Below are 11,778 nucleotides of genomic sequence, written 5' to 3'. Positions count from 1 at the left end.
ATGGGCGTACGAATCCACACACTCGCGTCGCCCTGAACTGGACCTTGAGGCCACGCGTGTCATCCCCGTGACGCGGTGCCGTCGCACCTAAACTGACCTTGATCCAGCAGGGAGGGGCAGCGACGTATCGGCGGCAACGACGGCACCGACGAGGCAGGCAGTCGGCGCGCAAAAGGGGCCAGCATGGGACCGGCCGGGGAAAGCCCTGGGCCGGTTCGCTGTGCTGAGCGGCCTCGCTGGGTTGCCCCAATCCGGCGCGCCGCGCGGCTGGCGAGTACGCGCGGTAGCGATCGCAGCCGACGAGAACAGCGCCGCCCGGGAATTCCGGCGCTGGACGGCCTGCGTGCGATAGCAGTCGCATTGGTGCTCGCCGACCACGGCGGCATTCCCGGCCTAGCCGGTGGGTTCCTGGGCGTCGATATCTTTTTCGTGCTCAGTGGCTTTTTGATCACCTCGCTGCTGCTCGACGAGCTCGGCCGAACTGGCCGTATCAGCCTGGGCGACTTTTGGATTCGGCGGGCGCGACGGCTATTGCCGGCGCTCGTATTGATGGTGCTGGCCGTCGCGGTCGCCCGGCGGCTGTTTCCGCCCGAGGCGGTCACCGGCTTGCGCGACGAGGCTGTCGCCGCATTCTTCTGGGCGGCGAACTGGATGTTCGTTGCGCAGCAGACCGATTATTTCACCCAGGGCACACCGCCCTCGCCCTTGCAACATGCCTGGTCGCTCGGTGTAGAGGAGCAGTACTACATCGTGTGGCCGCTGCTGCTGATAGGGCTGGCGGTGATATTGGCGGCGCGCGCACGCCGCCGAGGCAGGTTGGCCACCGTGGGCGGCGTTCGGTTGGCCGTTGTCCTGCTCGCCACGGCAGGCGCACTGACATCTGCGGCCCTCGCCGTCCTGCTCGCCTCGGATGCGTCACGCGACCGGGTCTATTTCGGCACCGACACCCGGGCGCAGGCGCTGTTGACCGGCGCGGCCGCGTCGGCGCTTCTAGTGGGCGATTGGTCGTCGCTGAACCGCGGCTGGTCGCTGATCCGGACCCGTTGGGGCAAATGGGCCGCCCGACTGTTGCCGGTGATCGGCCTTGCGGCCTTGGCGGTAGCTGTCCACTACGCGACCGGCAGCGCCCATGAGTTTCGCAACGGTCTGCTGGTCGCGGTGGCAGTGGCCGCCGTCCTGGTCGTCGCACCGGTGGCATTGGACCAGCGCGGGCCCGTCGCAACCATGTTGTCGTGGCGTCCCCTGGTGTGGCTGGGCACCATCTCCTACGGCGTTTATCTGTGGCACTGGCCGATCTTTCTCGTGCTCAACGGCGAGCGGACCGGCTGGTCCGGGTCTGCGCTGTTCGCTGTGCGGTGCGCAGCCACGGTGGCGCTGTCGGCCGCGTCCTGGTGGCTGATCGAACAACCGATTCGCAGTTGGCGACCGCTGCGGGTGCCGCTACTGCCGCTGGCCGGGGCTACCGCCACCACCGCCGCCGCGGTGACGATGCTGGTCATTCCGGTCGGTGTCAAAACGGGCGGGGTTTCGGATAGCGGCTTGCCGCCCGGTATTTCGTCCGTCGCGGTCGTTTCACCCTCACCGCCGGGCGGCACTCGGCCCGCGCGCGCACTAGCGCAGCGAGACCCACACCGGCCATTTACCGTCTCGGTGTTCGGTGACTCGATCGGCTGGACGTTGATGCACTACCTTCCGCAGACCCCGGGCTTCGATTTCGTCGACCACACCGTCATCGGCTGCAGCATGGTGCGCGGCGGCCCCTACCGGTATCTCGAACAGACCTTGGATCAAAAAAGCGAATGCGAATCCTGGCCAAGCCGATGGGCCGCCCAGATCGCCGAAGACCAACCGGATGCCATCTTGCTGGTCGTCGGACGCTGGGAGACAGTGGATCGGGTGAACGAGGGGCGTTGGACCCACATCGGCGACCCGGCATTCGATGCCTACATCGCCGGCGAGTTGGATCGGGCAATCGGCATCCTCAGCTCGACCGACGCGCCGCTGACGGTGGCTAACCTGCCCTACAGCCGCCAGGGCGAAAAACGGGACGGCAGTTTGCATCCAGAGGACCAGCCCGAGCGGGTGGACCAATGGAACGCATTGCTGCGCCGCACTATTGGACAGCGTGCCGGTGTCGGAATCCTCGATCTAAACAAGAAACTGTGCCCCGAAGGCGTCTACAGCGCCAAAGTAGACGGGATCCCAGTGCGCAGCGACGGCGTGCACCTGACCGCCGAGGGCGTCGAGTGGCTGATCCCGTGGCTTGAGGAATCGCTGCGGTAGTCGCTACTCAGCTAAGTGCAGCAGCTGATCTCCATGCTGTCGGACTCGCGGGCCAGGAAGTTGACACTTACGTAGCCGTTGTCCGGGTTGCGCACATAATCCAGGTAAGGCTGGGTGTCGGCCATGTTGGTATTGTCCGCGACGAGAAGGCTTCCCGGTGACAGCTGTGGTTCTAGCAGCTTGACCACCGGCAGGTACAGCTCCTTCCAGCCGTCGAGCAACACGAAATCGACCGTCCCGTCGAGGCTCTTCAGTGTCTCGAGCGCGTCTCCGTCCAGGACGGTAATCAGGTCGTCTAACCCGGTTTCGGCGAAAGTCCGTTTAGCCGTCGCGATTTTGCTGGCACTGAGCTCGGTCGTGACGACTCGGCCGACACCGTTGTCACGCACCGCCGCCGCCAAGTGGATCGCCGAAATGCCGAAAGACATCCCGAATTCGACAATGGTCGTCGGCCGGGCCGCCCGCACCAGTGCATACAGCAGCCGACCTGCCTCCGGTGTTACCGGGATGTAGAACTCGCTCATCGCGTCCGCGCGTTCCTGCGCGCCGGCGGACTGCCCGAAGTCACCGCGGCGTTCGCGCAACGTGGGCAGCTGAGCGCTGGCCGCCGTGTACATCCGGTCGAGGGCAGCCGCGACACCGGGATTGTGCAGGGTAGTAGCCATGACCACGAGCGTAGGCGACACCTATTCCGCCCTCCGTTTGACGGGCACCGGAGTTGGTGCCACCATGGAACGGCAGCATCTCGGTAGGTGAGGCGTCTGCACGGATATAGGCCACTGACCCCGAACGTCGAGAGACGCCCCGGGTCAGGACAGCTCTTCCCGGCTTAAGGGTTGAGCCCAAGTGGCTTCCGGATGGTGATCCGGATACGCCGTGCAGTGCCGAAGCTCCGACGAGAGGGATGCGCGTCCGCGGGTTCTCCGTCGGACGTTCTTTCCTCGCTGTGCGTGCACTGTAGTGACACCCGCGTGTGTCCTGGCCGTGAGGAGGTGAGAGGGCGAGATGAGTCCCAGCGATAGTCCTTATCCGCATTCGATATCCATTTCGTCCCGACCCGGTCGCGGCATTCCTGCAGCCTGAGCGTCTGTTCCAGGCCGCCGGACGGCCTGAGATCCGGCCGGGCCACCGGCAGGAGATGATCATGGCATTTGTTGTTGCACACCGTATTTCGCCCATGCCGCATGCCAGCCGGCGGGTGACCGCTCGGTGGCGGGCACGCCGCAACCTGACCCCGCAGGAGCGGGCCAACCTCTACGTATCGCGGATGGCTCCGGCCGTCATCACGGCTTCTTTGGGTGGGCATCCGTCCCACGGCAGCACCTGCTGACACCTCGAATCGCACTGACTACGGCGGCAATTGAAGCCGCCGGGTCAGCGCGCTGCCTGCAACTCAGCTGATCAGTTCTGCCAGAAAGGGAGACGCCGATGACGTCATCCTCCACTGAGGTACGCCGCGACACCGGCGCCGCGGTGGCCGTTGAGACCGCTGCGCTGGACTCCGCGCATGTCGGCGACATCGTCGGCGCGTTCGGCCGTATCGGCCGCCACGACAATGGAATTCGGCACAGCCGCTGGCAGCGGCTGCGAACGCTGATGGTCATCAGCGGACCCGGGTTGATCGTGATGGTCGGCGACAACGATGCCGGCGGCGTTGCGACATACGCGCAGGCCGGGCAGAACTACGGGATGGGCCTGTTGTGGACTCTGGTGCTGCTGATCCCGGTGCTCTATGTGAATCAGGAGATGGTGCTGCGGCTAGGCGCGGTCACCGGCGTCGGCCATGCCCGGCTGATTTTCGAGCGGTTCGGCAAGTTCTGGGGCGCATTCAGTGTCGGAGATCTGCTGTTGCTCAACGCGTTGACCATCGTCACCGAATTCATCGGTGTCGCATTGGCTCTCGGTTTTCTGGGCTGCCCGAAAACCGTGGCGATCCCGACCGCCGCGGTCTTGCTGTTCGCCGTGGTGGCCGGCGGCTCGTTTCGGCGGTGGGAACGGCTGATGTTCGTGCTGATCGCCGTGAACGTGGTGATCATCCCGATGGCGCTGATGGTGCACCCCACGCTGGACACCACCGCCCGCGGACTGGTGCCGCAATTCCCCGGCGGAATGGACTCCACGGTGTTGCTGCTGATCGTCGCGATCGTGGGCACCACCGTGGCGCCGTGGCAGCTGTTCTTTCAGCAGTCGAATGTCGTGGACAAACGCATCACGCCACGCTGGATCCGTTACGGCCGGGCGGATTTGATCCTGGGCATTGTCGTGGTGATGGCCGGGGCGGTAACGCTGATGGCCGCCACCGCATTCGGGTTCGCCGGAACCAAGCATTTCGGGCATTACACCGACGCGGGCGCGGTTGCGTCCGGCCTGTCACACCACGTCGGCGGCACGGTCGGGGTGCTGTTTGCGATCGTGTTGCTGGACGCGTCGCTGATCGGCGCCAATGCAATTGGGTTGTCCACGACCTACGCCATCGGCGATGCGTTCGGCAAGCGGCACTCACTGCACTGGAAGATCTCCGAAGCCCCGCTGTTCTACGGCGGCTATGCCGCCATCCTGGCAGTTTCGGCTGCCGTCGCGTTCAGTCCCGACCATGTCCTCGGTCTGATCACCCAGGGTGTGCAGGCGCTCGCCGGCGTCTTGTTGCCGTCGGCGACCGTCTTCCTGGTCCTGCTGTGCAATGACCGGCCGGTGCTTGGTCCCTGGGTAAACAGCCTGCGGCAGAACATTTTCGCGTGGACGACGGTGTGGTCATTGGTGTTGCTGTCACTGGCGTTGACGGCCTCGACGCTTTTCCCGGGCCTGCCCACCGCTGTGCTGAAGGCCGGCCTGCTCGGCGGCGCGGTAGCCGGGGTTCTCGCCGGCGCGGTCGTGATCGCTATTGCCCGCCGTTCCGCCGATCAGCGCACCGCGGAATCGGTTGCAGCCACGTTCGGCGGGCTGAGCACCGGCGAAGTCGAGGAGCTCGACGGCATCGCTGCGCTGACGCGCGCCGAACGGAACGCCGTTCATCGTGAGTACCGCGCGAACTGGCGCACACCGGCATTGACGACGCTGGCTCGTCCGGTCATGTCACCGGCCAGGAGGGCCGGGTTGTTCACCCTGCGCGCCTACCTGGTGGTCGCGGTGGCGTTGGTCGTCGTCAAAATCGCCCAGCCGGGTATAGGCTGAGCAGCGCTCGGGACGCATCGCGCCGGGTCATTGCTGCGGCAGCAACACAACCTTGCCGTGGGTATGCCGCTTTTCGAGCTGTTCGTATGCCTCGGCGACCCGGTCGAGGCGATAGGTCGATGCGATGTCGAAGTCGATCGCACCGCTGACGACCAGGTCCGCCATTTCAGCCAATATCGCCGGCGTCGAGGCGTCCATGCTGCCTTCGGTTTTCGCGCCGACTTCGGCTGCCTTGGCGAACGAAATGATGGTTTCGATCCGCTCCGGTGCCACACCGAGATCGACGGCCAGCTGGACATAGTCTGGCCCGAATAAGTCGATGAACGCGTCGATTCCGTTCGGCGCCGCGTCTTGCAGCCGAGCGGCCAGCCCCTCGCCATATCGGATCGGAGTGACATCGTGGGTGCGTAGCCAGTCGGCGTTGCGCTCCGAGGCGATACCGAGCACCCGCGCTTTGCGTAACACCAGTAGTTGTACGACCAGGCTGCCCACTCCTCCGGCAGCCGCAGACACCGCAACGGTTTCACCCGGTTGCGGCGCGACTGCTCGAACGGCGGCATAGGCAGTCACACCAGCGACGTACAGGGAACCGGCGATTTCCCACGATAATTCGGTGGGTTTGGGGATCAGCTGGTCCACCGGGACGACGGCGTGGGTGGCATGGCTGGATCGGCGCAAGCTGAAGCCCAGCACCTCGTCTCCGATCGCGAAGTCGCGCACTCCGCTTCCCACACCGACCACCACCCCGGCCAGGTCACTGCCTTGGCCGGACGGAAACGTCGCGGGGAACATCTCATGCATTGCCCCGACCCGGATGCCGGCCTCACCGGGGTTGATGCCCGTGGCGCGCACTTCGACGAGCACCTCGGCCTTCTCAGGCGACGGCATATCGATCTCAGCGACGTACAACTCTTCGCGCCCGCCGTAGCGGTCGAAACGAACAGCGTGTGCTTTCGAAGATGGCATCGTGGACTCCTGCCTGCCGGCTTTTCCCCTAGCCTGCCGGAACCGCTACAGCGCCGTCACCATGCCGACGCTGGTGTCGCGGACTGCTTCAACGGCGTTGCTACCAAACCCAATTGCGAGCAGTTCTGATCAAGCCACCACTTCGATCGGGTCACCGATGTGCACGGTGTCGAAGTACCAGGCGGCATTGTCCGGGCTGAGGTTGATGCAACCGTGGCTGACGTTGGCGTATCCCTGTGAGTCCACCGACCACGGCGCCGAATGCACGTAGACGCCGCTCCAGGTGACCCGCACCGCATAGGAGGCGGTGATCTTGTAGCCGTCCGGCGAATTCAATGGAATCCCAATGGTGCGCGAATCCATCACGACGGTGCGCTCTTTGCCCAGCGCGGTGAACGAACCGATCGGTGTCGGGCGGCTGGGTTTGCCCATCGACGCCGGCATCGTGCGCAACACCTCGCCGTCGACGCTAACCGTGAACGTATGCGCGGAAATCGAGGCGACGGCCAGCACTTCCGAGCCGGTCTCGAAGCCGGTCGACAGGCCGTGCACGTCGACGGCCACGTGGCTGTGCGACGGCCAGTAACTGTCGGGAATGAACTGCACGACGTTGTCGTCAACCCAGTTGAAATGCCCGCTGGTCTGGCTGGGCGAACTGACTTTGATCGTTCGCTCGATGGCGGCGCGGTCGGTGACCGGTCCGGTGAATGTGACGACGACCGGATGAGCCACACCCACCGTTTGACCGTTGGCCGGCTGGATCGACGCGACGCCGACGGCCGCGTTCGGCGGCGCAATCGCGGCCATGCTCGGGCTCGCCGAACCCGCCACCCCCATCGCGGCGACAGCCACCGTGACCAACACATATCGAACCGCTTTACGCACGGTCTTCACCCTCCGAGATGGTGCGATCGACCGCACCGCATTCTGCTTTCATACATCTACCCGTCCAGGGTACCCAGCAAACCCAATACAAGTCCGGCATCAGCCGCTATGCAGGCCTGACTGCCGGCCGGTCATCCGTTCGCAAGGTCACGGCCGCCTGCAAAGCCGATATCGATCCCGCGGGAATATTCGCAGTGGGCACGCCTTGTGTTACACCCAAGGTTATGAGCGATCCGTACACATGTCCGCGGGCGGGATCAGCGGCGTTGGTGCTGATCGATGTCCAGCGGGACACCTATGCCGACGACGGGCAACTGCGCGTCGACGGAACCCGGGAAGCGATCCCGGCAATGGCGCGGCTGGCTGCGGCGTTTCGCGAACGCTCGCTCCCGATCGTCCATGTCGTCCGGCTTTATCGGCCGGACGGTTCCAACGTCGACCTGGCGCGGCGGCAGTCGGTCGAACACGGTGCCCAACTCCTGGCGCCCGGTAGCGCGGGGTCGCAGATCGCACCGGAGTTGTTGCCCAAAGCTGTTGAGTTGGACCATGAACTGTTGCTGCGCGGCGGTCTCCAACAACTGGGCACTTATGAGCACGTGATGTACAAACCCCGGTGGGGCGCTTTCTACCAAACCAGCCTCGAAGAACACCTGCGTGAAAGCGGCAGTGACACCGTAGTTTTCGCGGGCTGCAATTTTCCGAACTGTCCGAGGGCCTCCATGTACCAGGCGTCCGAACGCGACTTCCGGGTCATGTTGGTGTGCGACGCAATGTCTGGCCTCTACGACCAGGGCATCGAGGAATGCCGTCGAATAGCTGTCGATGTGCGAGATTTGACGGCGACGCTGGTGTGGCTCGACGGGGAGCTGCCGTGACTCGCAACAAGCTGGTCGGCTCGGCCGCCGAAGCGGTCGCCGACGTCCCCGACGGCGCCAGCCTGGCCGTCGGCGGCTTCGGATTAGCAGGCATCCCATGGCTTCTCACCGAGGCGCTACTGAGCCAGGGCGCCGGCGACCTGACGATCGTGTCCAACAACTGCGGTGTCGACGGCGCCGGCCTGGGGCTGCTGTTGGACGCGCATCGGATCAGCCGGGTGATTGCCTCGTACGTGGGCGAGAACAAAGAGTTCGCCCGCCAATACTTGACCGGCGAACTCACCGTCGAGCTCACCCCGCAGGGCACCCTTGCCGAGCGGTTGCGCGCCGGCGGCAGCGGCATCGGCGCGTTCTACACCCCCACCGGCGTCGGTACCCTGGTCGCCGACGGTGGGCTGCCGTGGCGCTATCGCGCAGACGGCAGTGTCGCATTGGCCTCGCCGCCCAAGGAAGTCCGCAGCTTCGGTGGCAAGCAGATGGTGCTCGAAGAGGCGATCGTCACCGATTACGCGCTGATTCGCGCCGCAGTTGCCGACAAGGCCGGCAACTGTCGGTTCCACGCGGCAGCCCGCAACTTCAACCCGCCGGTCGCAATGGCGGGCCGTGTCACCGCGGTCGAGGCCGAGCGGATCGTCGACGTCGGCGAACTGCACCCCGACGATGTGCACCTGCCGGGCATCTTCGTCCATCGGGTTGTCGTGCTGACTCCAGAACAGGCTGCGCGCAAGTACATTGAGAAACGCACTGTCCGGCGGGCGAGACGACAATGACCTGGACCCGCGATGAAATGGCCGCCCGCGCCGCACAGGAATTGCGCAACGGCGATTACGTCAACCTTGGCATCGGCCTGCCGACGCTGATCGCTGACCACATTCCCGACAGCGCCGACATCACAGTGCACGCCGAGAACGGCATCCTCGGCGTCGGCCCATTCCCGTTCGAGGAGGACGTGGACCCGGATCTGATCAACGCAGGCAAACAGACTGTCTCGGTCCTTGCGGGTGCGTCGTTCTTCGATTCCGCGACCAGTTTCGCCATGATCCGCGGCGGTCACGTCGACGTCGCCGTGCTGGGTGCCATGCAGGTCGCGATGAACGGCGATCTGGCCAACTGGGCGGTCCCCGGGTCGATGGTGAAGGGAATGGGTGGTGCGATGGATCTGGTGGCCGGTGCCCGCCGGGTCATCGTCCTCATGGACCACGTCACCAAAACCGGCGCCGCCAAACTGGTTTCCACCTGTCAATTGCCACTGACCGGGCGTGGTGTGGTCAGCCGGATCATCACCGACCTCGCCGTACTGGACGTGTCGGGCACCGGCTTCACGGTGGCTGAACTGGCGCCGGACGTGGAGATCGCCGACGTCGTCGCCAAGACCGACGCGCCGGTGTGCTAGCCGGCGGCCTTCACTCGGGTAGCCGCTGACTCCGGCATCGGTTCATACCGGGCGAACGACCGAGTGAAGGAGGCAGCGCCGTGCGACAGCGAGCGCAGGTCGATGGCGTAGCGGGTCAACTCCACTTGGGGCACTTCGGCTTTCACGACCGTTCGATCGCTGCCGGCGGTATCGGTACCCAGTACGCGGCCGCGCCGTCCCGACAAATCACTCATCACCGCGCCGACGAGATCGTCGGGTACCAACACCGAGATCTCATCGATCGGCTCGAGCAGAGCCACTTTGGTCGCCGCGGCGGCTTCCTTGAGTCCCAGTGAGCCGGCCATCTGGAACGCGAAATCCGACGAGTCGACGCTGTGTGCCTTGCCGTCGAGCAGTGTGACCCGGATGTCGACCACCGGGTATCCGGCATGCACACCTTTTTGCATCTGCGCGCGGACCCCCTTCTCCACGCTCGGGATGAACTGACGCGGCACTGCGCCGCCGACCACCTTGTCGACGAACTCGAAGCCCGAGCCCTCTGGTAGCGGTTCCACCTCGACGTCGCAGACGGCATATTGGCCGTGCCCGCCGGACTGCTTGACGTGGCGGCCGTGGCCCTTTGCCTTGCCGGCGAACGTTTCCCGCAGCGGCACCCGTAAGTCCACGGTGTCCACCGACACGCCGTAGCGGTTGGCCAGGCCGTCGAGCACGACGCCGGCGTGCGCCTCGCCCATGCACCACAGCACGACCTGGTGGGTCTCGGGGTTCTGCTCGATGCGCAGGGTCGGATCCTCGGCGGCCAGTCGGCCCAGCCCGACCGAGAGCTTGTCCTCGTCGGTCTTGGCGTGCGCTTGGATCGCGATCGGCAGCAGTGATTCGGGCATCGTCCACGGTTTGAGCACCAGTGGTTCGGCCTTGTCGGAGAGGGTGTCACCGGTCTCTGCCCGGCTGAGCCGGCCGATCGCGCACATATCGCCGGCCAATACAACCGACGCGGGCCGCTGCTGTTTGCCGAGCGGAAACGACAGCGTGCCGATGCGCTCGTCCTCGTCGTGGTCGAGGTGGCTATTCCCGTCACCGAAAAAAGATGCAAAATGGCCCGACACGTGAACCGTCGTGTCGGGCCTGATGGTCCCGGAGAACACCCGGACCAGACTCACCCTGCCGACGTAGGGGTCCGACGTCGTCTTCACCACCTCGGCAAGCAGCGGCGCATCGGCGTCGCAGGTCAACGTGACGTGCGAGGCGCCCTGCGGGGTAAACACCTCCGGCAGCGGATGTTCCAGCGGAGACGGAAATCCGCGGGTGGCAATCTCCAGTAACTCCAGCGTGCCGACACAGGTTGCGCTGCACACCGGGATCACCGGGAAAAACGAACCGCGCGCGACCGCCTTCTCCAAGTCGTCGATGAGCACCGACTCGTCGATGGTCTCCCCGCCCAGGTAGCGCTCCATCAACGATTCGTCCTCGGACTCCTCGATGATCCCCTCGATCAGGGCACCCCGGTGTTCTTCGATCTGATCGGCATACGAGGGGTCCGGTGAATGAGTGGTTCGCTTGCTGCCGTCATACTCGTAGTGAGTCTGGGACAGCAGGCCGATAAGACCACTGCCGGCCGGCAGGTACAGCGGTAAAACCTTGTCGCCGAACGCTTCTTGAGCAGCAGACAGCGCGTTCTGGTAATTGGCGCGGGCATGGTCGAGCTTGGTGATGACCACCGCCCGCGGCATACCGACCTGGCTGCACTCCTGCCAGAGCGATTTGGTCGGCTCGTCGAGAGCCTCGTTGGCGGCGATCACGAACAGTGCGCAGTCCGCGGCGCGCAGACCGGCCCGCAGCTCGCCGACGAAGTCGGCGTAGCCGGGGGTGTCGATGAGGTTGACCTTGATGCCGTCGTGTTCCAGCGACGCCAGGGCAAGCCCCACCGAGCGCTGCTGGCGGATCTCGGCCTCGTCGTAGTCGCACACGGTGGTCCCGTCGGCGACGGTTCCGGGTCTGGACAGCACACCGGACGCGACGAGGAGGGATTCGACGAGGGTCGTCTTGCCGCCGCCGGACGGGCCGACCAGCACCACATTGCGTACGGCGGCCGGACTGTCCGCGGTGGGCGCGGATCCGGCTCCTTGGGAAGTATTCGCCTTGTCTGCCATGACGGGTTTCTCCTCATACGCCGCGCCTCGGGCCTACTAGGTCACCATTCTCTTTGCGTCCGCGCAGCACAAG

The 11,778-nt window shown here is 65.2% G+C and carries 10 protein-coding genes and 1 riboswitch; of the genes, 6 read left to right on the top strand and 4 right to left on the bottom strand.

Annotated elements, in window-relative coordinates; genetic code table 11:
• Nucleotides 1-249 precede the first annotated feature (249 nt).
• On the top strand, nt 250-2,283 hold the full coding sequence (locus AC5Y42_RS21790) for an acyltransferase family protein (protein ID WP_499900648.1): 2,034 nt from the start codon (nt 250-252) through the stop codon (nt 2,281-2,283).
• An 11-nt stretch (nt 2,284-2,294) separates the two neighbouring features.
• On the opposite strand, the gene AC5Y42_RS21785 is transcribed toward AC5Y42_RS21790, so the two are convergent.
• Entirely contained in the window at nt 2,295-2,948 is a 654-nt protein-coding gene (locus AC5Y42_RS21785; RefSeq protein WP_499900644.1) for an O-methyltransferase, read from the bottom strand.
• A gap of 72 nt (nt 2,949-3,020) precedes the next feature.
• A riboswitch (M-box (ykoK) riboswitch) is annotated at nt 3,021-3,194 on the top strand.
• 233 nt (nt 3,195-3,427) lie between these two features.
• On the opposite strand from AC5Y42_RS21785, the gene AC5Y42_RS21780 reads away from it, so the two are divergent.
• A complete protein-coding gene (locus AC5Y42_RS21780; protein ID WP_499900650.1) occupies nt 3,428-3,613 on the top strand; it encodes a hypothetical protein in 186 nt (61 codons plus the stop codon).
• Between the two features lie 98 nt (nt 3,614-3,711).
• Nucleotides 3,712-5,454, top strand: a complete 1,743-nt coding sequence (locus tag AC5Y42_RS21775; protein WP_499900643.1) for an NRAMP family divalent metal transporter — start codon at nt 3,712-3,714, stop codon at nt 5,452-5,454.
• Nucleotides 5,455-5,481: 27 nt separating this feature from the next.
• On the opposite strand, the gene AC5Y42_RS21770 is transcribed toward AC5Y42_RS21775, so the two are convergent.
• Both AC5Y42_RS21770 and AC5Y42_RS21765 read right to left on the bottom strand, forming a co-directional pair.
• A complete protein-coding gene (locus AC5Y42_RS21770) occupies nt 5,482-6,420 on the bottom strand; it encodes an NADP-dependent oxidoreductase (protein WP_499900642.1) in 939 nt (312 codons plus the stop codon).
• Nucleotides 6,421-6,549: 129 nt separating this feature from the next.
• A complete protein-coding gene (locus AC5Y42_RS21765) occupies nt 6,550-7,305 on the bottom strand; it encodes a L,D-transpeptidase (protein WP_499900647.1) in 756 nt (251 codons plus the stop codon).
• A gap of 224 nt (nt 7,306-7,529) precedes the next feature.
• Between AC5Y42_RS21765 and AC5Y42_RS21760 the strand changes: the two genes are divergently transcribed.
• The 3 genes from AC5Y42_RS21760 to AC5Y42_RS21750 are packed head-to-tail and all read left to right on the top strand — an operon-like array spanning nt 7,530 to nt 9,573.
• Nucleotides 7,530-8,180, top strand: coding sequence for a cysteine hydrolase family protein (locus tag AC5Y42_RS21760; protein ID WP_499900641.1), 651 nt, complete (start codon nt 7,530-7,532; stop codon nt 8,178-8,180).
• A complete protein-coding gene (locus AC5Y42_RS21755; protein ID WP_499900640.1) occupies nt 8,177-8,950 on the top strand; it encodes a CoA transferase subunit A in 774 nt (257 codons plus the stop codon). The genes AC5Y42_RS21760 and AC5Y42_RS21755 overlap by 4 nt, the downstream gene beginning before the upstream one ends.
• Entirely contained in the window at nt 8,947-9,573 is a 627-nt protein-coding gene (locus tag AC5Y42_RS21750) for a 3-oxoacid CoA-transferase subunit B (protein WP_499900639.1), read from the top strand. Before AC5Y42_RS21755 ends, AC5Y42_RS21750 begins: the two co-directional genes overlap by 4 nt.
• Here the strand turns inward: AC5Y42_RS21750 and AC5Y42_RS21745 are convergent.
• Nucleotides 9,570-11,705 carry an elongation factor G-like protein EF-G2 gene (locus tag AC5Y42_RS21745; protein ID WP_499900638.1) on the bottom strand — a complete coding sequence of 712 codons (2,136 nt, stop codon included), beginning with the start codon at nt 11,703-11,705 and terminating at the stop codon, nt 9,570-9,572. The genes AC5Y42_RS21750 and AC5Y42_RS21745 overlap by 4 nt on opposite strands.
• Nucleotides 11,706-11,778: the final 73 nt, after the last annotated feature.

The sequence above is a fragment of the Mycobacterium sp. NGS48 genome (genome assembly GCF_059812585.1).
Note: the sequence above shows the minus strand (reverse complement) of the source record. Positions and strands in the feature narration are given on the sequence as shown.